Below are 23406 nucleotides of genomic sequence, written 5' to 3'. Positions count from 1 at the left end.
GACCGATCCAGACGTTTTTATCAAAGAAGGTAGCGTGATGACCGATTCCAACGGACAAAAGGACAACAACCAGGATCAGGCGCAGCCAGCCGATCCGGTGGTTTCCAAGCCGTACATCATGCCGGACGACCCGGAAGAAGGCGCGAACGAGGCGCTGGTGCGGGAAGCCGCTGAAGCGCGCGACAAGATGCTGCGCACGCTGGCGGAAATGGAAAACCTGCGCCGCCGGACCGCCAAGGAGGTCGCCGATGCGCGGACTTACGGCGTCAGCGCCTTCGCGCGTGACGTGCTCGAGATCGCCGACAATCTGCAGCGCGCGCTCGACGCCGTTCCGGCCGAAGCCCGCGCCAATGCCGACGCCGGTCTCAAGGGCTTGATCGAGGGCGTCGAGCTCACCGAGCGTTCGCTGATCAACGCGCTGGAGAAGAACGGCGTCAAGAAGTTCGATCCGCAGGGCGAGAAGTTCGACCCCAATTTCCAGCAGGCGATGTACGAAGTGCCGGATCCGTCGGTCCCCGCGGGCACCGTGGTTCAGGTGGTTCAGGCCGGCTTCATGATCGGCGAGCGCGTGCTGCGCCCGGCGCTGGTCGGCGTGTCCAAGGGCGGCGCCAAGCCGGCGCCTGCGGCTGCCAACGGCAATGAAGGCGGCGTCTCTTGAAGCAGTTTCGGTTCTGACGGAGTCAGAACCGAGCGGCTCTCCGGCGTCGAGGCGTTGTCTTCACGCGAACCGGCATCCACTTCGCTCGAAAACGCTTTAGCCCGCAAACGCCCTGATCAGCGTCCCTTCAGTCCGTCGCGGACCTTGCGGAAGCGCGGAAACGCTTCCGACCACTGATCGCGCGGCGAGCTGCCGATCACCCGCATCGCCACGCTGGCGCTGCCGAAACGCAGCCACTGCACGACGGTGACGGGGGTGACGGGGGTGTTGTCCTTGCCGCTGACGGCCTCGATCCGGGTCTCGAAGCCCGCCGAGCCGTCGATCCGCATCGGCTCGGACGTGGTGATCCTCGCCTCGCGCAGTCCGGGAATCGTTGCGGCCGCCTGCTGGGCGAAGCGGGCGCGGGCGTCGGTCTGGTCCGGCACCGAGCCGATCAGGCCAAGCACCATGAACGGCGCGCCTTCGACGCCGGTTTCCTCGTTGCCGTCGGCGAACAGCAGGGCCGCGCCCGGCGCCAGCGTTCGCACCGTCTTGAAACCGGCGGTTTCGCGGATGCTGAACGGCATCTGCGCGATCTGCTCCTCGATCGGCACCTGCTGGCGCACCGAGACCGAGGTCAGCATCTTCTTCACGGCCTCGTCCGAATAGGTCTGTGCCTCGCTGTCGGCGACCTGCACTGCGATGTAGCCGGAGAACATCTTGCTGCCCGGCACGATCAGCGAGTAGCGTCGGACCTTGTCGGTTCCGACCACGGCGTCTTCGGCGGTGTAGTAGGCCTTGCCGGCGGCGGTCTCGATGCTCTCCGGCTTCACCTTGCCCATCGCGCCTTCCGGCACAGCCTTGAAGGCGGCTTCGACTTCGCCGAACGCCGGGCCCGGCAATTCCGCCAGCAGAACCTTGACGCCGTGACCGGCGGATTCGAAGCCGAGGAATGCCTGCGATTCGGTCAGCCCCGGCATCGGCGTGACGCCGACGCGGATGCCGCGCGGATAGACGGTGTCGGCGGCGACTGCCGGGGTCGCGGCGGCAAACACCAGGGCAATCGCAAAGAGGCGCGCTATCTGTCTCATGGAGGGCTCTACTGAAGACGCATTGAGGCCGTTCGATGGTCGCGCCCCGCGGCCCGCCGGGCGATCGCAGCGCCACCGACGCTTCGTTCGAGCGCCAAACAGATCACGTCCTGCTGCCCCGTCAAGGCGCAACAGCGCGCTGGGACGATGGGGCGCAAGCCGGCGCCTTCCGTGCTGCAAAACGGCGGCGGCCGGCCGGTCGTCGACGCCGATAAGGATTCATCAAAGCCCGGGTTTTCGTGAGCCAAGCCGCATGCCAGTCCTTGCGGCCACCACCCCCCCTCCTATATGAGGCTCACCGCCGCACAATCGCGAGCATTTGATATTTGGGGGTTTGGATTGGTGCGCCGTCAGGGCCCGCCCAACTCGCCGCAAAAAGAAGGATATGAGCACTATGGGAAAGGTCATCGGGATCGATCTCGGCACCACCAATTCGTGCGTCGCCGTGATGGACGGCAAGAATTCGAAGGTCATTGAAAACGCCGAGGGCGTGCGTACGACCCCCTCGATCGTCGCCATCAGCGACGACGGAGAGCGGCTGGTCGGTCAGCCGGCGAAGCGCCAGGCGGTGACCAATCCCGAGCGCACCTTCTTTGCGGTCAAGCGCCTGGTCGGCCGCCGCTACGACGACCCGATGGTCGAGAAGGACAAGAAGCTCGTCCCCTACAAGATCGTCAAAGCCTCCAACGGCGACGCCTGGGTCGAGGCCGACGGTCAGACCTATTCGCCCTCGCAGGTCTCGGCCTTCATCCTGCAGAAGATGAAGGAGACCGCGGAAGCGCATCTCGGCCAGAAGGTCGATCAGGCGGTGATCACCGTTCCCGCTTACTTCAACGACGCCCAGCGTCAGGCCACCAAGGACGCCGGCAAGATCGCCGGCCTCGAAGTGCTTCGCATCATCAACGAGCCGACCGCGGCCGCTCTGGCTTACGGTCTCGACAAGACGAAGACCGGCACCATCGCGGTGTACGACCTCGGCGGCGGCACCTTCGACGTCTCGATCCTGGAGATCGGCGACGGCGTGTTCGAGGTGAAGTCCACCAATGGCGACACCTTCCTCGGCGGTGAAGACTTCGACATGCGTCTGGTCAACTACCTCGCCGACGAATTCCAGAAGGAGCAGGGCATCAACCTGCGCAACGACAAGCTGGCGCTGCAGCGGCTGAAGGAAGCCGCCGAGAAGGCGAAGATCGAGCTGTCGTCGACCACCCAGACCGAGATCAACCTGCCGTTCATCACCGCGGACCAGTCGGGTCCGAAGCATCTGACCATGAAGCTGACCCGCGCCAAGTTCGAAGCGCTGGTCGACGATCTGGTGCAGAAGACCATCGAGCCGTGCCGCAAGGCGCTGAAGGATGCCGGCCTCACCGCCGGCGAGATCGGCGAAGTGGTGCTGGTCGGAGGCATGACCCGTATGCCGAAGGTCCAGGAAGTGGTGAAGCAGCTGTTCGGCAAGGAGCCGCACAAGGGCGTCAACCCGGACGAAGTCGTCGCGATCGGTGCGGCGATCCAGGCCGGCGTGCTGCAGGGCGACGTCAAGGACGTGCTGCTGCTCGACGTGACGCCGCTGTCGCTGGGCATCGAGACGCTGGGCGGCGTGTTCACCCGGATCATCGAGCGCAACACCACGATCCCGACCAAGAAGAGCCAGGTGTTCTCGACCGCGGAAGACAATCAGAACGCGGTCACCATCCGGGTCTTCCAGGGCGAGCGCGAAATGGCCGCCGACAACAAGATCCTCGGTCAGTTCGACCTGATGGGGATTCCGCCGTCGCCGCGCGGCATGCCGCAGATCGAGGTCACGTTCGACATCGACGCCAACGGCATCGTCAACGTTTCGGCCAAGGACAAGGCGACCAGCAAGGAGCAGCAGATCCGCATCCAGGCTTCGGGCGGTCTGTCTGACGCCGACATCGACAAGATGGTCAAGGACGCCGAGGCCAACGCCTCCGAAGACAAGCGCCGCCGCGAAGCGGTGGACGCCAAGAACCATGCCGACGCGCTGGTGCATTCCACCGAGAAGGCGCTGGCCGAGCACGGCTCGAAGGTCGAGGACAGCGAGCGCCGCGCCATCGAGGACGCGCTGAGCGATCTGCGCGAATCGCTCAAGAGCGACGACGCCGAGGCGATCAAGACCAAGACCAACACGCTGGCGCAGGCTTCGATGAAGCTCGGCGAGGCGATGTACAAGCAGCAGGCCGAAAGCGATGCGGCCAAGCACGCCGCCAAGGACGATATCGTCGATGCCGACTTCACCGAAGTCGACGACGACAAGAACAACAAGAAGTCGGCCTGATCGGCGGTCGTCTTGTGATGCGTCCTGATCGCAGCGATATCGTCACCCCCGGGCTTGACCCGGGGGTCCATCGTTCGAACATGATGGATGGCCGGGTCGATCCCGGCCATGACAATTGAGAGCGTCGCCATGTCCACGACCAAGCGCTGTTACTACGAAACCCTTGAAGTCGAGCGCAGCGCAGACGAATCGACGCTCAAGAGCGCGTTTCGCAAGCTTGCGATGAAATGGCACCCGGACCGAAATCCGGGCGACGCCTCGAGCGAAGTCAAATTCAAGGAAATCAACGAAGCCTATGAGGTCCTGAAGGACGGCGACAAGCGCGCCGCCTACGACCGCTACGGCCACGCCGCGTTCGAGCAGGGCATGGGCGGCGGCGCCGGCTTCGGCGCCGGTTTTGCGTCGTCGTTCTCCGACATTTTCGAGGACCTGTTCGGCATGGCCGGGCAGCGTGGTGGCCGCGGCACCGGCCGCGAGCGCGGCGCCGACCTGCGCTACAACATGGAAATCTCGCTCGAGGACGCCTTCAAGGGCAAGACCGCGCAGATCGAAATCCCGGTCTCGGTCACCTGCGAATCCTGCTCCGGGATCGGCGCCAAGGCCGGCACCAAGCCGAAGACCTGCTCGACCTGCGGCGGCGCGGGCCGCGTCCGCCAGGCCCAGGGGTTCTTCACGCTGGAGCGCACCTGCCCGAGCTGCCAGGGTCGCGGCCAGATCATCGAGGACCCGTGCCCGTCCTGCACCGGCTCCGGCCGGGTGACCCGCGAGCGCACGCTGTCGGTCAACATTCCGCAGGGCGTCGAGGACGGCACCCGCATCCGCCTCGCCGGCGAGGGCGAGGCCGGAGTCCGCGGCGGACCGCCCGGCGACCTCTATATTTTCTTGTCGCTTGCCTCGCACGCCATCTTCCAGCGCGATGGCGCGGACTTGCACTGCCGCGTGCCGATCTCGATGGTCACCGCGGCGTTGGGCGGCGAATTCGAGGTGCCGACCATCGAGCGCGGCAAGACCAAGGTGAAAGTCCCGTCCGGCACCCAGACCGGGCGACGATTCCGCATCACGGGAAAAGGCATGCCGGTGCTGCGATCCCGTCAGGTCGGCGACATGTATGTTCAGGTTGCCGTCGAAACGCCGCAGAATTTGACCAAGAAGCAGCAAGAGCTGCTCGCGGAGTTCGAAAAATTGTCGTCGGGTGCAACTCAACCCGAGGCGGCGGGTTTCTTCACCAAGGTCAAGGACTTCTTTGGCTCGCGCGCAAACACTCCCTAACGGTCTAACTTGACCCGCAAGGGAGCGCCCTATACTTGTCCTGTAACAATAATTTGACACTGGGCCAAAATTACCTCCCGGTTTGGTAGCGGAATGGCTTTGCAGTCCACGGTTCGCGCGTTGAAGAAGCAGCCCCGTCTTGATGACGAGGTTCGCTTCCTTCGTTCCTGGATCGAAAAGCCGCTGCACATGGGCGCAGTGATGCCGTCGGGCAAGTTGCTGGCCCGCACCATGGCGCAATATGTCGACATCGATTCGACCGGGCCGGTCATCGAACTTGGCCCCGGGACCGGCGCGATCACCAGCGCGCTGGTCGAGCACGGCGTCGAGCAAAAACGACTAGTTCTTGTCGAATACAATCCGAGCTTCTGCGCGCTGCTTCGCGAGCGCTATCCGCAGGCCACCGTGGTGCAGGGCGACGCCTACCGGCTGCGTGACTCGTTGTGGGATGTGCTGCCGGAGCCCGCGACCGCAGTGGTGTCGGGGCTTCCGCTGGTGACGAAGCCGATGTTGACCCGGATGAAGCTGATCCGCGATTCCTTCAATCTGCTCGAACCCGGCGCGCCATTCGTCCAGTTCACCTATTCGGTGGCGCCGCCGATCCCGAAATCGCTCCCGGGCGTTTCGACCGAGGCTTCGGAGCGGATCTGGATGAACATCCCTCCGGCCCGGGTCTGGGTCTATCGCAAGGGTTGAGCATCGCGCTGCTGCTGGCGATCGCTCCGCTCTCATTTGTTACCCCAGCCGTAGTCGACCGGAAAAATTCCGGTGTTCCTTCGCCGTCCAACTTCGCTAAACAGGGCGCGGCCATGGTCGCGCGTGTCGGCGGCAGGAGATCGGCGTCATGTCAGTGGTGAAAATCCTCGTCATTCCCGGATCGCTGCGCACCGGCTCGCATAATGTGCGGCTGGCGGCCGCCGCGGCGCATGAATTCGCCTGCGCCGACGTCGACGTCACCCGGCTGTCGCTCGCCGATTATCCTCTCCCGATCTATGACGGTGACTTCGGGGCGAAGTCCGGCGTGCCGATCAATGCCATCAACCTGAAGCGGATGATCGGCGCGCATCACGGCGTGCTGATCGTCAGCCCGGAATACAATTCCGCGCCGCCGGCGCTGTTGAAGAATGCGATCGACTGGGTGTCGCGCGTCGAGGATTCGCACGAGACACAGGGCCAGGTGTTTCGCGAGCGGGCCTTCGCGCTCGCCGCGGCCTCCGAAGGCAAGCTCGGCGGTGCCCGCTGCCTCGCGGCGCTTCGACTGATCCTGTCCGGCTGCCGCGCACCGGTGATTCCCAATCAGCTCGCGCTGTCCTTCGCGCATCAGGCCTATGACGAGACCGACCGCCTGAAGCTTCCCGCCGACATCGCCGCCCTGCAGGCGATGGTGCGGCAACTGATCGATTTTGCCCAACACTTGATGAGGTAACTGGTCATGGCGCAAGCCGACCCTGCCGATCGCGACCGGCTGATCGTCGCGCTGGACGTCCCCAGCGTCGCCGCCGCGAATGCGATGATCGAAAAGCTCGGCGACAGCGTCGGCTTCTACAAGATCGGCTATCAGCTCGCTTATGCGGGCGGCCTGCCGCTGGTCGAAAAGCTCGCCCGCGCCGGCAAGAAGGTGTTCGTCGACCTCAAGCTGCACGACATCGGCAACACCGTGGCGCGCGGCGTCGAGAGTCTGAATTCGCTCGGCGCGACCTTCCTCACCGTGCACGCCTACCCGCAGACCATGAAGGCCGCGGTCGCGGCGCGTGGTGATTCGGGGCTGAAGATTCTCGCTGTGACCGTGCTGACGTCCTACGACGACAGCGATCTCGCCGACGCCGGCTATCGGTTCGGGGTGCGTGACCTCGTCGAGGCGCGGGCGCGGCAGGCGCTGGCGATCGGCGTCGATGGCCTGGTGTGCTCGCCCGAAGAGGCGGCCAATCTGCGCGGCATCGTCGGCCCGGACATGGCGTTGGTGACGCCGGGAATTCGGCCCGCCGGGGCGGCCGCCGGCGATCAGAAGCGGATCATGACCCCGGCGCGCGCGATCACGGCTGGCGCCAGTCATCTGGTGGTCGGTCGCCCGGTGATGGAAGCGGCGGATCCGAAGCAGGCGGCCGAGGCGATCGTCGCCGAGATCGCGCAGGCGAAGTAGTCGACAAAGGAGGAGAGCGATGGCCAAGGGCTACTGGGTTGCACGGATGGATGTGCACGATCTCGACGGCTACAAGCGCGATTATGTTGCCCACAACGGCACCGTGTTCGCGAAATACGGCGCCCGGTTCCTGACCCGCGGCGGAACCTACGAGGCGCATGAAGGGCCGGCGCGGTCACGCAATGTCGTCATCGAGTTCAAGGACTACGCGACAGCGCTCGCCTGCTACCACTCACCGGAGTACCAGGCGCTGATCAAGGCCAGGTCGCCTTTTGCGCAGGGCGAGATCGTCATCGTCGAGGGCTATGACGGCCCGCAGCCGCAGGGCTGAGGCGTATTGCGTAATCCAAGCCTGCCTTTCGATCAGTTGCCGGGCCCGGTTCGCCCGGCTATACCGCGAGCCTGCAAAAGGATCTCAAGCCGATGTCCGATATGCGCCTGATTGTTGCCGGAGCTGGCGGCCGGATGGGCCGTGCGCTGACGCGCGCCATTTCCGAGACCAAGGGCGTTGTGCTCACCGGTGCGCTGGAAGCGCCGGGGTCGGAGCTGCTCGGCCAGGACGCCGGCGTGCTCGCCGGCCTGCCCGCCAACGGCGTCAAGCTGTCGGCCGATCTGTGGACGCTGTCGGCCGGCGCCGACGGCATTCTGGATTTCACCGTTCCGGCCGCGACCATCGCCAATGTGGCGATCGCGGCGCAGCGCGGCATCGTCCATGTGATCGGAACCACCGGGCTGTCGTCCTCCGACAACGCGGTGATCAAGAGCGTCACCGACCAGGCCATCGTGGTGAAGTCCGGCAATATGAGCCTCGGCGTCAATCTGCTGGCGGCGCTGACCAGGCGGGTGGCGCAGTCGCTCGACGCCGGCTTCGATATCGAGATCGTCGAGATGCACCACCGCGCCAAGATCGACGCGCCGTCCGGCACCGCGCTGCTGCTCGGCGAGGCCGCCGCCGCCGGCCGCAAGGTCGATCTCGATGATCATTCGGCGCGTGGCCGCGACGGCGTCACCGGCGCGCGCAAGACCGGCGACATCGGCTTCGCGAGCTTGCGCGGCGGCACCGTCACCGGCGATCACAGCGTGATCTTCGCCGGGCCCTACGAGCGGATCGAGCTCGCCCACAAGGCCGAGGACCGGATGATCTTCGCCCATGGCGCGCTGAAGGCCGCGCAATGGGCGCATGGTAAGTCGCCCGGCCTGTATTCGATGATGGATGTGCTCGGGCTCGCCGAGTTCTAGAATCGCGTATGGCCGCGCGGCGATGTCGCCGCGCGTGCTGCTAACCGATCAGCGATTGGCCCGTCATCTCCGCCGGCTGCGGCAGATCCATAAGCTTCAGCAGCGTCGGCGCGAGGTCGGACAGCTGGCCGTCGGCCAGCGGACCCTCATGGCCCACCAGCAGAACCGGCACCGGATTGGTGGTGTGCGCGGTGTGCGGGCCGCCGGTGACTGGGTCGCGCAACATCTCGCAATTGCCGTGATCGGCGGTGACCAGCAGTGCGCCGCCTGCCTGGCGGATCGCGGCGACGATGCGGCCGAGCTGGGTGTCGACGGTCTCCACCGCCTTGATCGCCGCCGGCAGGCTGCCGGTGTGGCCGACCATGTCGGGATTGGCGAAGTTGAGAATGATCATGTCGTATTTGCCGGATTCGATCGCCTGCACGGCCTTGTCGCCGAGTTCGGGCGCAGACATTTCCGGCTGCAGATCATAGGTCGCCACCTTGGGCGACGGCACCATGATGCGGTCTTCGCCCGGATAGGGGACTTCCTCGCCGCCATTGAGGAAGTAGGTGACGTGAGGGTATTTCTCGGTCTCCGCCATCCGCAGTTGGTGCCGGCCGGTGGCGGCGACCACTTGGCCTAAGCCGTTCACCAAGCTCTGCGGCGGAAAGATCGTGCGCATCAAGGCATCCAGCGCGGTGCTGTACTGCGTCATCCCGGCGGCAGCGGCGATCTTCAGCACGCGCTTGCGCGGAAAACCGGTGAAGGTGGGATCGAGCAGTGTCGCGAGGATTTCGCGCACCCGGTCGGCGCGGAAGTTGAAGCACAGCACGCCGTCGCCATCGCGCATCCCCTGATAGTCGCCGACCACGGCAGGAACGATGAACTCGTCGTTCACCCCGGAGGCGTAGCCGGCCGCAACCACCGCATCGGCATCCGCAAAACGCGGGCCGTCGGCGTCGGCGATCACCCCATAGGCTTTGCTGACGCGCTCCCAGCGATTGTCGCGGTCCATCGCATAATAGCGGCCGCTGACGGTGGCGATCGGCACATTCGGCGGCAGCTCGGCGCGGACCCGGGCGATGTCGTCGACCGCGGATTTCGGCGGCGTATCGCGGCCGTCGGTGAAGGCATGCAGCACCGTCGGTACGCCGGCCTTGGCGAGGATCTTGGCCAGCGCACAGGCATGATCCTGCAGCGAATGCACGCCGCCGGGCGACACCAGGCCCATCAGATGGCAGGTTCCGCCGCTGGCGCGCAATGTCTCGATGAAGGCGAGCAGTTCCGGCGCCTGACCGATCTCGCCGCTGGCGATGGCGTCACTGATCCGCGGCAGATCCTGCATCACCACACGGCCTGCGCCGATATTGAGATGGCCGACCTCGGAATTGCCCATCTGGCCGTTCGGCAGCCCGACCGATTTGCCGGAGGTGCGCAGGAAGGCATGCGGGCCGTTGGTCCAAAGCCCGTCGAAGGTCGGGGTGTTGGCCTGCAGCACGGCATTGTCTGCCGGGTCCTCGCGCCATCCCCAGCCATCGAGGATTACGAGCATCACGGGGCGACGGGACTGCATGGCAAGGACTTTCCTGAGTGCGGGGGCGCGCTTGGGCGCTCCCCACACCTATGATCGCGGCCCGCCTGCGTCAATCGGTCCGCCGGAGAGTCAGCCCGCCCCGAGCCGGCCCGCTTCCCAGCCGATCATCGCCTGCTTGCGGGTCAGACCCCAGTGATAGCCGGTCAGCGCGCCGCCTTTGCCGAGGGCGCGATGGCACGGCACCACGAAGGAGATCGGGTTCTTGCCGACCGCCGCGCCCACCGCCCGCGAGGCCTTCGGCGCGGCGATCTTGTTGGCGATGTCCGAGTAGCAGACCGCGCGGCCGAGCGGGATCTTCAGCAGCGTCTCCCACACCCGCACCTCGAAATCGGTGCCGATCAGCACCACGCGCAGCGGCTGCTCGGAGCGCCATTGCACCGGGTCGAACACTCGCTGTGCGAACGGCGCGGTGAACTCCTGATCGGCGATGCAGGTCGCGCGCGGCCAACGCTGTTGCAGGTCGACGAAAGCGGCCTGCTCCTCGCCGGGATCGGCGAAGGCCAGACCAGCCAGGCCACGTTCCGAGGCGATCACCACCGCGGCGCCGAACGGCGACGGATGAAAGCCGTAGCGCAGCGTGAGGCCGGCGCCGCCGCTCTTCCATTCCCCCGGCGACATCGCCTCGTGGGTGACGAACAGATCGTGCAGGCGGCCGGGGCCGGACAGGCCGGACTCGAGCGCGGCGTCGAGCACGCTGGCGGAATCGCGCAGCAGGTTCTTGGCGTGGTCGAGCGTCAGTGCCTGCATGAAGGCCTTCGGCGTCAGCCCGGCCCAGCGCCGGAACAGATGGTGGAGTTCGTCGGGCGTGAGCCCGGACGCGTCGGCGATCGCTTCGACGGTCGGCTGCGCTTTCCATTTCTGCGAGATGAAAGCGATCGCGCGCCGCACCGAATCATAGTCGGCGAGCGCGGCGTCGCGGGGGCCGGGCTTGGCGAGGCGCTGGTCGGCTGCGGCGAGATTCATCATGCTCCCGATGTAGGTCGCGCGCCTCGCCGCGACCACCCGATTTCCCCGGGCCTCAATGCCGAACCAGCGGGCCGCGCCGCGCGGCCTCCAAGGCGGCGGTCAAGGCGTTGGCGAAGCTTGCTTTTTCCTCCGCTCCGAGAAAACTCGCGACGCTGACGCGGCGGCCGCGCGAGACCAGATAAAGCTGCTCGATGCCGAACTCGGCGTGGACGATTTTCTCCAGCCGGACCCAGAGCGGATTCAGCACCCACTCCGCCACGTGACCGCGATGCGAAATGCGACGGACCCGTAACTCGCTGATCGTGATCGAGATTTCCTCGCTGGCGCGGCCACGGGCGAAGCTGATCCTGAAGGCGATATAGATCGCCAGCAGGTCGAGGCCGAAGAAACCGAACACCGGCCACGCGCCCATCGTCCAGAAGCCTACGCCGGCGGCGAAGCTGATCGTGCCGAGGACTCCCATCAGCACCAGAAAAGCCTTGTGACTCAATGCGCGATGCGGCTTCAGCAGCGCCGAAAACAGTTTCGGCTGCGCCAATTCCGGATCAAGATCGGTGTCTAACGCCATCGCGGAATATTATACCTCACCCATGCAGAAAATCACCCGCCGCGCGCCCGCGCCAGCTGTCGCCAAATCCGCCAAAATTCCCGCGTCCAGCGTTGCGGCGAAGCCGAGGCAGCAAAGGCAAAAATCAGGCAAGGCTGCAAACAGGCCAAAACGCCTCCGCCGCTGGAGCGCGGACGAGGTCCGCGAGGCCTTCACCCGCTTCGCCAAGGCCAATCCGGAGCCGAAGGGCGAGCTTGAACATCTCAACCCGTTCACGCTGCTGGTCGCGGTGGTGCTATCGGCGCAGGCGACCGATGCCGGCGTCAACAAAGCGACGCGTCCTCTGTTCGCGGTCGCCGATACGCCGCAGAAAATGCTGGCGCTCGGCGAGGAGCGGGTGCGGGACTACATCAAGACTATCGGCCTGTTTCGCACCAAGGCGAAGAACGTGATTGCGTTATCGCAAAAACTGATCACCGACTTTGGTGGCGAAGTACCAAGCACGCGCGCCGAGCTGGAGACTCTGCCGGGCGCGGGGCGCAAGACCGCCAATGTCGTGCTCAACATGGCGTTCGGTCAGCCGACCATGGCGGTCGATACGCATGTGTTTCGCGTCGGCAACCGCACCGGCCTCGCGCCGGGCGATACGCCGCTGGCGGTCGAACTCGCCCTCGAGCGGATGATCCCGCCGGAGTTCATGCAGCACGCGCATCATTGGCTGATTCTGCACGGCCGCTACACTTGCCTCGCCCGCAAGCCGCGCTGCGAGGTCTGCCCGATCAACGATCTGTGCCGCTGGTCGGAGAAGACGGTGGCGTAGGCGCTATCGATGACGACTCAGCGTTGGTTGCGAGCGAGCACAGGATCACGGCTCTGTGCTTGGAGCGACTACTTCATCATCGCGCCGACCTCGCCGCGCAGCGCTTTTCTTGCGTCGTCGCGGGCGTAGGTCATGTGGCCGCCGGGCCAGGTGACGAGCTTGATCCGCTTCGATGCGAATGGCGGCAGCTGATCGATCGCGATCTGGCTGGCGAAATACGGCGTGGCGAGATCGAACAGCCCGTGCGTCACCAGCACCTGCAGTTTCGGATCGATCGCGAGGATTTCGCGGAGCTGGGTCAGCGATTCCACCGGGTTGCGGCCGCGCCCAAAATCCCATTGCTGCGCGACCGAACTGTTGAGCAGGTGATACGAGCCGTCCGGGCGCCATTTCAGCGGATTGCGCGTGAGCTCGGCGGCGGCGCTGGTCAGCGGCGCGATCAGCGAGTCCGCTGACGGGTCGCTGAACTGCGCGTCGCTGGAGTCCGGAAACGGATCGAAGCCGAGCACCGAGGCGTCGAAGCGACCGGTCACCTTGCCATTGGCACGATCGAACTCGCGCTGGAACTCGCTGGTATCAAGCCGGCCGGCGAGGCGGCGGCTCACCGCCGGGTCGATCCCGGTCAGCGTCGCGACGCGGTCGGCGAGGCGATTGGTCGCCGCCTGGTCGGCTTCGCCCTTGATCAGATCGGCGAGGAATTCGCCGCGCGCATAGGCTTCGACGTCGGTCAGATCGGCGCGGGTGACAGGCCCCTTCTGTTGCCGCGCTGCAGCCGCCATGCTTGGCAGCCGCGCGACATATTGCAGAAGGCTCGAGCCGGAGTATTCGCGGAAGTCGAGCAGCGGCGACACCAGGATCAGCCCTTTGACGCCGACGCCCTGGCGGGTCTGCAGATTGCGGACCACACGCGGGCCGCGAATGCCGCCATAGCTCTCGCCGCCGACGTATTTCGGCGACAGCAGCCGGTCGTGCTTCTCGAGCCAACGCCGGATCGTCAGCGCGATCGCGTCGACGTCGCCGTCGACCGAATAAAACTGCTTGCGCACGTCGTCGCCGCTGGCGACGAGGCGGCTGTAGCCGGTGCCGACCGGATCGATGAAGACGAGGTCGGTGAAGTCGAGCCAGGTCTCGGCGTTGGGCTGCAGCGCCGGCGTCGCCGAGGCGACCGCGGCCTCGCCGAAGATCGGCAATCGCCACGGCCCCGCCGCGCCGAGCTGCAGCCAGGCCGAGGAGGCGCCGGGGCCGCCGTTGAACAGGAAGGTCACCGGCCGCGTCCGCGCCTCGGCATTGTCGAGCTGATAGGCGGTGTAAGCGATGTCGGCCTGCGGCTCGGCCTTGTCGTTGAACAGCCGGATCGAGCCGGCGGTGGCGGCGAAGGACAGGCTGCGGCCCGGCAGCGCCAGCGTGTGCCGGGTGACCGAGTCGGCCGGCAAGCGGTGCTGTTCGGCGTCCGACGACGCTGCGGCGGCCTTGCCGCGCGACCCACCGGTTTCGGATTTGCCGCCCTGCGCAGCGGCCGGTTGCTGCGACGCCGGCGCGGCGTCCTGCGCCCGCGCGGATGCGAGCGTCGCCGTTGTGACGAGCATCAACGCCATCGCGGCGCGGCAAAAGGCCCAGGGCGACAGCGCCATCAATGTCTCCTTCAGAACGAACGGCGGCGCATGCGGCCGGCACGGTCGACGGGTTGATTGTTCAGGGAAGAGAGCTGAGCGCAGAACTGCGTCGGTTTGGCGACAATCGTGAGCTTGCGCCACACCCTCACGGTCATCCCGCGAGAGCGCGAATCCCATGCGCCAGAGCGCTGGGGTTCATCACGAAAGCTCTGGGATACTGGGTCGCCCGGTCGAGCCGGGCGATGACGACTGTTTTGAGCAAACTCTTTTCGCAAAGACGATGCTGCTGGCGACCCACATACTCCGCCGATGGGAATCACCGCTGCGCAGCATTCCGTGCTTACTCCGCGGCGGCGAATATCCGCGGCAACAGGCCGGCGTTGCGGGCGAGTTCGATCATCATGCCGGCGACGTCGTGAGGCCGCTCTTCATGGGCGAGATGGCCGAGGCCCTGCATGATCTCGACCCGCGCGCCCGGCACCATGCTGTGGACCCGCGCGGAATCTTGGCTCGCGATGGTCTTGTCGTTGCTGCCGGCGATCAGCAGCAGGCGGGTCGCAAGCCCCGGCAGCTGCTGCGCCAGCCGGTCGAGCCGCCAGCTCGCCATCATCCGGATCGCCGCGGCGACATGGCCGGGGCTGCCGACCAGCCGCCGATAGTAATCGATGCCGGCCGGTTCGACCGACGATCCGGTGTCGGCGATCATCCGTTCGACCATGCCCTTATTGCGGGCGAACCGCGCGATCAGCCGCGGCACCATCGCGCTGCTCGCAAGCACCCGCGCGAGCGGCAGCATCAAGCGTGTCGCCGCGCCGCCGATCGGCAGCAGCGCGCCGTTGAGCGCGACGAGGCCGGCCGGCGCGATGCTGCCGTCGAGGCACATCCGCGCCAGCACGGCGGCGCCCGCGGAATGGCCCGCGACCAGCACCGGCTGGTGACCAAGCCCGCGCAGCAGCGTCGCGATATCCTGGGCCATCGCATCGAGCGTCATGCGCGCCGGCGGCGGCGTCTCGGTGAAGCCGTGGCCGGGCAGATCGGGCGCCACGACGGTGAAGTGCTCCGCAAGCAGCGGCGCCAGCATCCGCCACGAATGGGTCGCCGCGCCGGTGCCGTGGATCAGCAGCAGCACCGGACCGCGACCCATCTGCTGCACGTGCCAACGCAGGCCCGCGGCGTGAACGAACTGGCTGGCATCCCGATTGGGCCAGTCACGGCCTTCGTGATCCCAGCGCGGATTGGTATGAGATGCGGTGCGCGGCGTGCGAGGCGGAAGGTTGTTGTCGTTGAGCGCGCGCATCATGCAGCCGTCTCGTTATGCGCTCATGGCACCATCGCCGGCGCATTCTGTCAAACGCCAGAGTGACGCCCGGTTCCACGCGCTACCTAAAAAACTGCTGCGTGGTCATCGACGATGATGCTCATTCGATGATAGCGAGCCGCTGATCATTCGCGGCTGATCATGCCCACGCCCGTCAGCGTATTTGATTGACAGATGGTGTCAGCGGTACGCGACACATCCGGCGCGCGCGCCCTTCATTCTGATCAGTCGGCTTGACGAAATCTGTCAGCGCGTCGCGACAAGCGTGAAATCGTCGGCGGTTCTGCGCATTTCTGTTCTCGGCGCGGAGAATCGCTCCATATTTGGTTGAAGAGGAGAGCCCGGCTGCAACTAACAACTGCGGGGTGAGCTGAATGGAACGGTCGTCGCGCGAATTGCGGCCGGCTCGCCACGAAAGGGAGTGATCCGATGAAAATATCCCATTTCGCGAATTTCCTGCTGATGATCGTCGGCGGCGCGGCGCAGGAAGTCGCCCAGGCGGTCAGGCGCCGTTGGCGACGCCACGATCGCACGGAGTGACAGCCTCCGGATTGCCGGACTTGATCCGGCAATCCGTCGACGTCGCGAAGAAAATGGATGCCCGGATCAGGTCCGGGCTTGATGGCGAGGATGCGGCGCGCCCGACGTCGTCAGCGAGCGTCGATGCGGTCGCGCCGATCCGGTGCGATCCGTTCGGGGCGCGAGCCGGACAGCCGTTTGTGCAGATGCACCATGAAGGCCATGCCGAACAACGGCGTCGCCAGATTGACGATCGGGATCGACACGAAGGCGGCGATGATCAGCCCGCCGATGAACACCGTGGTGGCGTTGTCGCGCCGCATCGCCTTGGCGTCGGCGGCGGGACGGAAGCGCATCGCGGCCAGTTCGAAATACTCCCGGCCGAGCAGCCAGCCGGTGGCGACGAAGAACACGATGACGCCGGCGCCGGCGAAGAACAGGAAGGGCAGCGCGACCAGATAAACCAGGATGGTCAGCAGCGCGGTCTTGACGGTTTCGATCATCGCGATGCCGACCGGCAGCGCGACGCCGGACTGGTCGCTCGGATAATATTCGCGCTCGACGTGCTCGGCCGCCTCGTCGACGAAGATGCCCGCGACCAGCGAGGTGACCGCCGGCATCAGGAATACCGCGCCGACCACGATGCCGAGACCGGCGGCGATCGAGAACACCCAGGACAGGATATTGAGCGGGGTCTGGAAGCCGCCGAGCGCCGCTTCGGCCCAGAGTTCGCTGGAGTTGGCGAGCCAGCTCAGCAGCCGTTGCAGACCGATCGCGGCCACCGCGATCAGCGCCAGCGCAAAGCCGATCGAGCGCCACAGGATGGAGCGCATCGGCGGCGACAGAATTTGGGTCAGCGCCTTGATGGCGGCGTCGAGCATGGCGGCGTCCTCAGAAAAACCTTCCGACAGGTAGAGACGATGGCCGCGTTCGGCAAGGGCAGGCCGCCGAGCCGGCAGCGAATGCGAGCGCGTCGCTCGCGCGCTGGCGTGGCCTCGCGCGGGATCGGCCGAAGGCACGCGTCGCCCATCCTTCGAGGCGCAAGGGCGCGCACCTCCGGATGACGCTTCGAAGCGTGGGAGCGGGCGCATCGCGGGACGACGCTTCCTGCCGCGCTATCGTCGCAGTCGGCGCGACGTCGGGTAGTTCATCACTTTCGGCACTTTGCCGGCGCGCAGCGCGTGCTGCATGCCCTCCCAATAGTCCGGCTGCATCAGCTCGGGATGGGCGTCGCGGAAGGCACGGCGCAGGCCGGGATCGTCGATCCGCAGCCCCTCCAGCATCTGCGCCGGGCGGAACACCACGCCGTCCTCATCCTCCGCGCGCGGCATCGGCGGGGTGCTGCGGACCTTGACCTCGGTCAGCTGCTCGACCGCGTCGTAGTCGAACAGATACACTTTGCGGATCCGGCTGACGCCGTAGTTACGGCCGTCGAGGTCCTTGTTGAAGATGTCGGCGGCGGCGTTGTTCTTGATGCAGTCGCCGAGATTGATCACCGCGGCGCGGGCGTCGGCGGCCGCAGCCGTGGTGAGATAAAGCGGCAGCGGAGTCAACTTGATCTGCACGATCAGATGCCGGAACACCAGCGCGTCGCGCTCCAGCGTCACGGTGCCGATGCCGGCCTCGAGCAACTCGTCGAGCAGATCTGGCGCGAACATCGTGCGGGCCAGCTTGACGTTGGAATAGATGATGTTGTCGAGCATCGAGCCGGCGCGGTCGATCTCGTGCACCAGATTGTACTTGCGCAGCACCGCGTCCAGCCCGTCGAAATAATCGAACTTGTAGTCGTCGGTCGGATGGTCGCGGATGATCTTCAGCACATAGGCGGAGCACGGCATCGTGAACGCGATCGCGACCGTGCCCTTGAAGCCCGGCGCGGTGGCGAGCTTTTCCTTGCTCCTGCGATGCTCGGTGAGGATCTCGTTCATCACCGCGACCTTGCCGAGGTGATGGAAGCCGATGCAGGAATATTGCGTGCCGAGCGGCCGCTTCGGCATCAGCTCGTGCAGCAGCCGCGCCAGCTCGTGATAGCGCGGATTGGTGGCGTGATAATTCGCCAGTGTCGATGAGAACGCGAATTGCAGCTCGTCGCTGTCGCACAGCACAGCGTCGACGACGAGGCCGTCGTCCTCGTTGAGCAGCGCGACCAGCAACGGGATGTTGCGCGGCGGCATGTCGCCGCGGTCGCGCAGCCTGATCCGCCCGACCAGGCAGGCGCCGCGATTGCGGAAGAAGCCGGACTCGGCGATCTCGATCTTCGCGGTTTCGCCCGCACGCGGGCTGAGCGGCTCCAGCGCCGCCTCGATCGCGGCGGCGGCCAGCGCTGCGTCGCCGTCGAGATCACGCCACGGGCCGGTGAAGCCCGCGGCGTCGAGCACATTGCGGATCACCTCCGGCTGGATCGGCAGCGTGGCGGCGATGGTCCTGACCACCGCGGCGATCGCGGCCGGCGGTCGCGCCGCCGGGCCGGTATCATAGGACACCGGCCGCCACTCGTCGCTGACCAGCTTGCGGCGCAGCGACTGCCAGAAGGCGAAGGCGAAATCGGCCTCGTAGCGGCCGGCGATCGCCGCCAGCAACTCGGCCTCGGCGCGCACCCAGACCTTCTCGTCATTGGCGAGTTCCGGCAGCCCGGCTTTCAGCAGCGGCACCAGCTGATCGATGCAGGCGGTGTAGAGCCCGATCCGGATCTTCGACAGCCGCACCGTCGCCGGCCAGTCGCGCGCATAGAACGCCGCCTTGGCGAGCGCCGGAATCCGCCGCGACACCGCGTAGTAATTGTCGAACGCCGACAGTGCCACGCGCGCCAGCGTGTGGGCCTGATCGTCCGGATCGTCGGTGCGGATCAGCGCGTCGAGCAGCTCGAAATCCGGCTCGGCGATCCGGGTGGCGGCTTCGAGGTCGGAGGCGCTGAGAGGCTGGTGGGGCGTGGTCATGCTGTCGATCGTCGCCGGCGTGCGGGCGCACCGGCCGGGCTCGTCCATGGTTGATCGTCGATTGTGCAGCCGATCGCGCCCGCAAGGCGTGATCTGACGCAAACACTCCAAGCGTTTACAGCGGCAATTCGGCGCGGCGGGGCGGGAGCGGCCCGGCGCAAGCGGGGACCCGAGCCGTGAAGTCGTTCGGCAGTGGGGACCTGCACGCGGGGGATGGGTCGTTGCCGGGCTGGGAGCGGGAGAGCGGAACCGCAATTCCGCGAGCGCGCGGTGACTCGATGGGGCTCCAGCGGGCCGGCCCGAGCAACAGTGCCAGGGCAGCGGCGGGGTGCGTCTGAACTCCGGGAGATCGGACACCATCGGGCACGCCGGGATCAACGTCTTGGTGTCGCCGAGCTTCTCGGGCACAAAGATGATGGCGGGCGGCGGCTTGAGGATGCCTTCTGGCTACGCAGCGTCCACGAGAAGCTCGGCGGACAATTGCGCCCGGGCGTCGAGTAGTTCGATGCCGACGATGCGACCATCGGCATCGTAATCGAACACCACGTTCGGTGCGACCTCGGCGCTTTCAAGAATGTCGCCTCCCGACAGTCGGATATAGGCGGCGTTGTCGGCGGCCTGATACTTAACGATCGGGCTCATGTCGGGCCTCGTGCATCTCGATCGAAGAATACCGTCAAGATACGAATTTCATCGGCGTTTTCCAAGCACGCAACGCGAAGAATGCGTCCGCCGAATTCCGGAATGGCGCGAAATCGGCGCTCGACACCGGTTCGCACCGGATCGGGATGGGACCAGTCCGGCTCGCGAACCGTCCTGTCGATCCAGCCGAGTTCGAGCTTCCGCTCAAGGATGGCATCTTGAGCATGTTTCGTGAAGGTCAGAGGCTTGGTCGCGGCCATGCTGATCTCCGCGGGAAAACCTCAGTCAGGCGCCCCCTCAGCTATCCACCTTCAGCGCCGCAATGAACGCCTCTTGCGGAATATCCACCTTGCCGAACTGGCGCATCTTTTTCTTGCCCTCCTTCTGCTTTTCCAGAAGTTTGCGCTTACGGGTGATGTCGCCGCCGTAGCATTTGGCGGTGACGTCCTTGCGCAGCGCGCGGACGGTTTCGCGGGCGATGATCTTGCCGCCGATCGCCGCCTGGATCGGAATGACGAACATGTGCGGCGGGATCAGCTCTTTCATCTTCTCGACCATGGCGCGGCCGCGGCCTTCGGCACGGGTGCGGTGCACCAGCATCGACAGCGCGTCGACCGGCTCGGCATTGACCAGGATCTGCATCTTCACCAGATCGGCCGGCTTGTAGTCGGTGAGGTGATAGTCGAACGAGGCGTAGCCCTTCGAGACGCTCTTGAGGCGGTCGTAGAAATCGAACACCACCTCGTTGAGCGGCAGGTCGTATTTCACCATCGCGCGGGCGCCGACGTAAGTGAGCTCTTTCTGATTGCCGCGGCGGTCCTGGCACAGTTTCAGCACCGAGCCGAGATATTCGTCGGGCGTCAGAATCGTCGCCTCGATCCACGGCTCCTCGATCTCGGCGATCTTGACCACATCCGGCATGTCGACCGGATTGTGGATCTCGATCTCGCTGCCGTCGTTGAGCTTCATCTTGTAGATCACCGAGGGCGCGGTCGCGATCAGATTGAGATCGAACTCGCGGCTCAGGCGCTCCTGGATGATCTCCAGATGCAGCAGGCCGAGGAAGCCGCAGCGGAAGCCGAAGCCGAGCGCGGCGGAGGTTTCCATTTCGAACGAGAAACTGGCGTCGTTGAGCCGCAGCTTGCCCATCGCGGCGCGCAGCGTCTCGAAATCGTCGGCGTCGACCGGGAACAGGCCGCAGAACACCACCGGGATCGCCGGCTTGAAGCCCGGCAGCATCTCGGTGATCGGCTTCCTGTCGTCGGTGATGGTGTCGCCGACGCGGGTGTCGGCGACTTCCTTGATCGCCGCGGTGATGAAGCCGATTTCGCCGGGGCCGAGTTCGTCGACCGCGGTCATTTTCGGGGTGAAGAAGCCGACCCGCTCGACGTCATAGGCGGCGCCGGTGCCCATCATCCGGATGCGCTGGCCCTTCTTCATCACGCCGTCGACCACCCGCACCAGCACGACGACGCCGAGATAGACGTCGTACCAGCTGTCGACCAGCAGCGCCTTCAGCGTGGCGCCGCGGTCGCCCTTCGGCGGCGGCAGTCGGGTCACGATCGCCTCCAGCACGTCGGGCACGCCGAGGCCGGTTTTGGCGGAGATCATCACCGCGTCGGAGGCGTCGAGCCCGATCACGTCCTCGATCTGCTGCTTGACCTTGTCGGGCTCGGCGGCGGGCAGATCGACCTTGTTGAGCACCGGCACGATCTCGTGGCCGGCGTCGAGCGCGTGATAGACGTTGGCGAGGGTCTGCGCCTCGACGCCCTGCGAGGCGTCGACCACCAGCAGCGAGCCCTCGCAGGCGGCCAGCGACCGCGACACTTCGTAGGCGAAGTCGACGTGGCCGGGCGTGTCCATCAGGTTGAAGATGTAGTCCTTGCCGTCCTTGGCGCGGTAATTCAGGCGCACGGTCTGCGCCTTGATGGTGATGCCGCGCTCGCGCTCGATGTCCATCGAATCGAGCACCTGCTCCTTGCCGGCCATTTCACGGTCGGACATGCCGCCGGTGATCTGGATCAGCCGGTCGGCGAGCGTCGACTTGCCATGGTCGATATGGGCGACGATGGAGAAGTTGCGGATGTTGTCGATGGGAACGGTGGTCATGGTCGCGGGATAGCATCGGCGGTTGCGCCCGGCAAGGCGATCAGCGGCCACAACCGCCCGAAAAACCGCCGCTTTTGGCATGCTTGACGGGGCCGGCCGAACCGGTAGATGTCCGCCGGGTACGTCTCGAACCCAGGGTCCGGATGACTTCGATCGCCACTTCCCGCACCCGCCTGTCGCTGATCGAGCGCTGGATCGACGCATTGCTCGATCCCAAGCGGCAGGAGCGTACCGTCGTCCTGTCGCTGGCGGCCTATGCGGCGATCTGGACCGCCTACCGGACCATCGCCACCTGGCCGCGCGACCTGCACGCCGACGTCACCGAGCTGTACGGCTGGTCGCGGAATCTGGCGTTCGGCTACGACAAGCACCCGCCGTTCTCGGCCTTCGTCACCCGCGCCTGGTTCAGCGTGGTCCCGGTCTCGGACCTGACGTTCCATTTGCTGGCGACCGTCAACATCGCGGTCACGCTGTATATCGCCTGGCGGACGATGCGGCGTTATATCGTGGCCGAGAAGGCGCTGTTCGGGCTGGCGTTGCTGACGCTGATCCCGTTCTTCAATTTCATCGCGCTGAAATACAACGCCAACGCGGTGCTGCTGCCGCTGTGGGCGCTGACCATCCATTGTTTCCTGCGCGCCTTCGAACAGCGCAGCCTGCTGTGGCCGGCGCTGGCCGGGGTGTTCGCCGGCTGTTCGATGCTCGGCAAATACTGGTCGGCGGTGCTGATCGGCGCGCTCGGGCTCGGCGCGCTGCTCGACCCGCGGCGCGCGCGGTTCTTCGGCTCACCGGCGCCGTGGATGATGATCGTGGCCGGCGCGCTGGTGCTGGCGCCGCATCTGGTTTGGCTGGTCGATCACCACTTCCCGACCTTCGCCTACGCCGCCGCGCGGGAATCGGACGGTTCCGCGAACAATGCGCTCGACACGCTGCGCTATCTCGCCGGCTGCCTCGGCTATGCGGCGCTGGCGCTGGTCGCGACCTGGGCGCTGCTGCGGCCGTCGCGGGCGGCGCTGATCGACAGCGCCTGGCCGGCCGATCCGCAGCGCCGGCTGATCGTCACGATCCAGTTTCTGATGATCGTGGCGCCCGCGCCGGTGGCGCTGGCCAGCGGCATCCGCATCGTGCCGCTGTGGACGATGCCGGCGTGGACGCTGCTGCCGATCGTGCTGCTGTCGTCGCCGCTGATCGAGGTCGGCCGCGCGGCGCTGCGGCGGATGCTGATCGGCGCGGCGGCGCTGGCGCTGGCGATCCTTGCCGCGGCGCCCGGCGTGGCGGTGGCGATCCACACCACCAGCGCGCCCGAGCCGTTCGAATACGCGTCATTGCTGGCCGACGATATCGCGCGGACCTGGCAGCGGCACAGCGACAAGCCGATCGCGCTGGTCGCGGGCGAAATGGTGCTGGCGGAGAACACCGCCTATTATCTGCGCACCGACACGCGCGCGTTCGAGACGGCCGATCTGGCGGTGCTGAAGGCGGAAGCCACCGCGCGCGGCGCGGTGCTGGTGTGCTCGGCGACGGATCAGACGTGTCTGGCGACCGCCGAGCAGATCGTCGCGGGTCAGCCGCAGATCCTGCGCAGCAAGGTGTGGCTCAGCCGGCCGCTGTTCGGGATCGCGGGCGGCACGGTGCGGGACGTGTTTCTGCTGGTGCCGCCGCCGGCGACGGGCGCCGCAAAGTAGGCG

The 23406-nt window shown here is 66.1% G+C and carries 21 protein-coding genes; 10 read left to right on the top strand and 11 right to left on the bottom strand.

Going from position 1 to position 23406, the window contains the following annotated elements; all coding sequences use genetic code 11:
* Positions 1 to 37: 37 nt before the first annotated feature.
* Complete coding sequence (gene grpE / locus BMY71_RS22730; protein ID WP_092686207.1) at positions 38 to 658, top strand: nucleotide exchange factor GrpE; 621 nt, start codon at positions 38 to 40, stop codon at positions 656 to 658.
* Positions 659 to 774: 116 nt separating this feature from the next.
* Here grpE and BMY71_RS22725 read toward each other — a convergent pair whose 3' ends face one another.
* Positions 775 to 1728, bottom strand: coding sequence for a hypothetical protein (locus tag BMY71_RS22725; RefSeq protein WP_092686206.1), 954 nt, complete (start codon positions 1726 to 1728; stop codon positions 775 to 777).
* Positions 1729 to 2122: 394 nt separating this feature from the next.
* Between BMY71_RS22725 and dnaK the strand changes: the two genes are divergently transcribed.
* The 7 genes from dnaK to dapB all read left to right on the top strand — a co-directional run bounded on the left by dnaK (position 2123) and on the right by dapB (position 8672).
* Positions 2123 to 4024 carry a molecular chaperone DnaK gene (gene dnaK, locus BMY71_RS22720; protein ID WP_092686205.1) on the top strand — a complete coding sequence of 634 codons (1902 nt, stop codon included), beginning with the start codon at positions 2123 to 2125 and terminating at the stop codon, positions 4022 to 4024.
* 129 nt (positions 4025 to 4153) lie between these two features.
* The gene (gene dnaJ, locus BMY71_RS22715) at positions 4154 to 5293 is read left to right on the top strand and encodes a molecular chaperone DnaJ (protein ID WP_041805582.1); all 1140 of its coding nucleotides are present in this window, start codon (positions 4154 to 4156) and stop codon (positions 5291 to 5293) included.
* A gap of 93 nt (positions 5294 to 5386) precedes the next feature.
* Positions 5387 to 5989 (top strand): class I SAM-dependent methyltransferase, encoded by a 603-nt coding sequence (locus tag BMY71_RS22710; RefSeq protein ID WP_011500815.1) that lies wholly within the window; start codon positions 5387 to 5389, stop codon positions 5987 to 5989.
* 148 nt (positions 5990 to 6137) lie between these two features.
* Complete coding sequence (locus BMY71_RS22705; RefSeq protein WP_092686204.1) at positions 6138 to 6719, top strand: NADPH-dependent FMN reductase; 582 nt, start codon at positions 6138 to 6140, stop codon at positions 6717 to 6719.
* 6 nt (positions 6720 to 6725) lie between these two features.
* Positions 6726 to 7433, top strand: a complete 708-nt coding sequence (gene pyrF / locus BMY71_RS22700; RefSeq protein ID WP_092686203.1) for an orotidine-5'-phosphate decarboxylase — start codon at positions 6726 to 6728, stop codon at positions 7431 to 7433.
* A gap of 19 nt (positions 7434 to 7452) precedes the next feature.
* The gene (locus tag BMY71_RS22695) at positions 7453 to 7764 is read left to right on the top strand and encodes a DUF1330 domain-containing protein (RefSeq protein ID WP_011500812.1); all 312 of its coding nucleotides are present in this window, start codon (positions 7453 to 7455) and stop codon (positions 7762 to 7764) included.
* Positions 7765 to 7856: 92 nt separating this feature from the next.
* A complete protein-coding gene (gene dapB, locus BMY71_RS22690; RefSeq protein WP_011500811.1) occupies positions 7857 to 8672 on the top strand; it encodes a 4-hydroxy-tetrahydrodipicolinate reductase in 816 nt (271 codons plus the stop codon).
* Positions 8673 to 8712: 40 nt separating this feature from the next.
* Here dapB and gpmI read toward each other — a convergent pair whose 3' ends face one another.
* The 3 genes from gpmI to BMY71_RS22675 form a co-directional block, all read right to left on the bottom strand.
* Complete coding sequence (gene gpmI, locus BMY71_RS22685; protein WP_092686202.1) at positions 8713 to 10227, bottom strand: 2,3-bisphosphoglycerate-independent phosphoglycerate mutase; 1515 nt, start codon at positions 10225 to 10227, stop codon at positions 8713 to 8715.
* Between the two features lie 90 nt (positions 10228 to 10317).
* Entirely contained in the window at positions 10318 to 11214 is an 897-nt protein-coding gene (locus tag BMY71_RS22680) for a methylated-DNA--[protein]-cysteine S-methyltransferase (protein WP_092686233.1), read from the bottom strand.
* Positions 11215 to 11266: 52 nt separating this feature from the next.
* Complete coding sequence (locus BMY71_RS22675) at positions 11267 to 11782, bottom strand: DUF2244 domain-containing protein (RefSeq protein ID WP_092686201.1); 516 nt, start codon at positions 11780 to 11782, stop codon at positions 11267 to 11269.
* Positions 11783 to 11804: 22 nt separating this feature from the next.
* On the opposite strand from BMY71_RS22675, the gene nth reads away from it, so the two are divergent.
* Positions 11805 to 12581, top strand: coding sequence for an endonuclease III (gene nth / locus BMY71_RS22670; protein ID WP_092686200.1), 777 nt, complete (start codon positions 11805 to 11807; stop codon positions 12579 to 12581).
* 68 nt (positions 12582 to 12649) lie between these two features.
* On the opposite strand, the gene BMY71_RS22665 is transcribed toward nth, so the two are convergent.
* From BMY71_RS22665 to lepA, 7 genes are all read right to left on the bottom strand, one after another.
* A complete protein-coding gene (locus tag BMY71_RS22665) occupies positions 12650 to 14212 on the bottom strand; it encodes a S10 family peptidase (RefSeq protein WP_175557763.1) in 1563 nt (520 codons plus the stop codon).
* Between the two features lie 322 nt (positions 14213 to 14534).
* On the bottom strand, positions 14535 to 15491 hold the full coding sequence (gene bchO / locus BMY71_RS22660; RefSeq protein ID WP_175557765.1) for an alpha/beta fold hydrolase BchO: 957 nt from the start codon (positions 15489 to 15491) through the stop codon (positions 14535 to 14537).
* 671 nt (positions 15492 to 16162) lie between these two features.
* On the bottom strand, positions 16163 to 16912 hold the full coding sequence (locus BMY71_RS22655) for a sulfate transporter family protein (RefSeq protein WP_092686197.1): 750 nt from the start codon (positions 16910 to 16912) through the stop codon (positions 16163 to 16165).
* A 234-nt stretch (positions 16913 to 17146) separates the two neighbouring features.
* Positions 17147 to 18967 carry a bifunctional isocitrate dehydrogenase kinase/phosphatase gene (gene aceK, locus BMY71_RS22650; RefSeq protein ID WP_092686232.1) on the bottom strand — a complete coding sequence of 607 codons (1821 nt, stop codon included), beginning with the start codon at positions 18965 to 18967 and terminating at the stop codon, positions 17147 to 17149.
* Positions 18968 to 19414: 447 nt separating this feature from the next.
* On the bottom strand, positions 19415 to 19609 hold the full coding sequence (locus tag BMY71_RS22645) for a DUF2283 domain-containing protein (protein WP_092686196.1): 195 nt from the start codon (positions 19607 to 19609) through the stop codon (positions 19415 to 19417).
* Positions 19606 to 19869, bottom strand: coding sequence for a DUF4258 domain-containing protein (locus BMY71_RS22640; protein WP_092686195.1), 264 nt, complete (start codon positions 19867 to 19869; stop codon positions 19606 to 19608). Before BMY71_RS22640 ends, BMY71_RS22645 begins: the two co-directional genes overlap by 4 nt.
* A gap of 37 nt (positions 19870 to 19906) precedes the next feature.
* Complete coding sequence (gene lepA / locus BMY71_RS22635; RefSeq protein ID WP_041805577.1) at positions 19907 to 21718, bottom strand: translation elongation factor 4; 1812 nt, start codon at positions 21716 to 21718, stop codon at positions 19907 to 19909.
* A gap of 143 nt (positions 21719 to 21861) precedes the next feature.
* Here lepA and BMY71_RS22630 point away from each other — a divergent pair, with 143 nt between their 5' ends.
* Positions 21862 to 23403, top strand: a complete 1542-nt coding sequence (locus BMY71_RS22630) for a glycosyltransferase family 39 protein (protein WP_092686194.1) — start codon at positions 21862 to 21864, stop codon at positions 23401 to 23403.
* Positions 23404 to 23406 lie beyond the last annotated feature (3 nt).

It is taken from the genome of Rhodopseudomonas pseudopalustris (assembly GCF_900110435.1).
Classification (GTDB): Bacteria; Pseudomonadota; Alphaproteobacteria; order Rhizobiales; family Xanthobacteraceae; genus Rhodopseudomonas; species Rhodopseudomonas pseudopalustris.
This window is presented reverse-complemented; position numbering and strand designations above follow the sequence as displayed.

Excerpts from the sequence above, each read along its gene's own strand:
- BMY71_RS22675 (WP_092686201.1), bottom strand. The coding sequence starts at position 11,782 with ATGGCGTTAGACACCGATCTTGATCCGGAATTGGCGCAGCCGAAACTG.
- BMY71_RS22665 (WP_175557763.1), bottom strand. The coding sequence starts at position 14,212 with ATGGCGCTGTCGCCCTGGGCCTTTTGCCGCGCCGCGATGGCGTTGATG.
- nth (WP_092686200.1), top strand. The coding sequence starts at position 11,805 with ATGCAGAAAATCACCCGCCGCGCGCCCGCGCCAGCTGTCGCCAAATCC.
- BMY71_RS22695 (WP_011500812.1), top strand. The coding sequence starts at position 7,453 with ATGGCCAAGGGCTACTGGGTTGCACGGATGGATGTGCACGATCTCGAC.
- BMY71_RS22705 (WP_092686204.1), top strand. The coding sequence starts at position 6,138 with ATGTCAGTGGTGAAAATCCTCGTCATTCCCGGATCGCTGCGCACCGGC.
- pyrF (WP_092686203.1), top strand. The coding sequence starts at position 6,726 with ATGGCGCAAGCCGACCCTGCCGATCGCGACCGGCTGATCGTCGCGCTG.
- BMY71_RS22655 (WP_092686197.1), bottom strand. The coding sequence starts at position 16,912 with ATGCTCGACGCCGCCATCAAGGCGCTGACCCAAATTCTGTCGCCGCCG.
- BMY71_RS22640 (WP_092686195.1), bottom strand. The coding sequence starts at position 19,869 with ATGGCCGCGACCAAGCCTCTGACCTTCACGAAACATGCTCAAGATGCC.
- grpE (WP_092686207.1), top strand. The coding sequence starts at position 38 with ATGACCGATTCCAACGGACAAAAGGACAACAACCAGGATCAGGCGCAG.
- BMY71_RS22725 (WP_092686206.1), bottom strand. The coding sequence starts at position 1,728 with ATGAGACAGATAGCGCGCCTCTTTGCGATTGCCCTGGTGTTTGCCGCC.
- bchO (WP_175557765.1), bottom strand. The coding sequence starts at position 15,491 with ATGCGCGCGCTCAACGACAACAACCTTCCGCCTCGCACGCCGCGCACC.
- dnaJ (WP_041805582.1), top strand. The coding sequence starts at position 4,154 with ATGTCCACGACCAAGCGCTGTTACTACGAAACCCTTGAAGTCGAGCGC.
- BMY71_RS22680 (WP_092686233.1), bottom strand. The coding sequence starts at position 11,214 with ATGATGAATCTCGCCGCAGCCGACCAGCGCCTCGCCAAGCCCGGCCCC.
- aceK (WP_092686232.1), bottom strand. The coding sequence starts at position 18,967 with ATGACCACGCCCCACCAGCCTCTCAGCGCCTCCGACCTCGAAGCCGCC.
- dapB (WP_011500811.1), top strand. The coding sequence starts at position 7,857 with ATGTCCGATATGCGCCTGATTGTTGCCGGAGCTGGCGGCCGGATGGGC.
- dnaK (WP_092686205.1), top strand. The coding sequence starts at position 2,123 with ATGGGAAAGGTCATCGGGATCGATCTCGGCACCACCAATTCGTGCGTC.
- lepA (WP_041805577.1), bottom strand. The coding sequence starts at position 21,718 with ATGACCACCGTTCCCATCGACAACATCCGCAACTTCTCCATCGTCGCC.
- gpmI (WP_092686202.1), bottom strand. The coding sequence starts at position 10,227 with ATGCAGTCCCGTCGCCCCGTGATGCTCGTAATCCTCGATGGCTGGGGA.
- BMY71_RS22645 (WP_092686196.1), bottom strand. The coding sequence starts at position 19,609 with ATGAGCCCGATCGTTAAGTATCAGGCCGCCGACAACGCCGCCTATATC.
- BMY71_RS22630 (WP_092686194.1), top strand. The coding sequence starts at position 21,862 with ATGACTTCGATCGCCACTTCCCGCACCCGCCTGTCGCTGATCGAGCGC.
- BMY71_RS22710 (WP_011500815.1), top strand. The coding sequence starts at position 5,387 with ATGGCTTTGCAGTCCACGGTTCGCGCGTTGAAGAAGCAGCCCCGTCTT.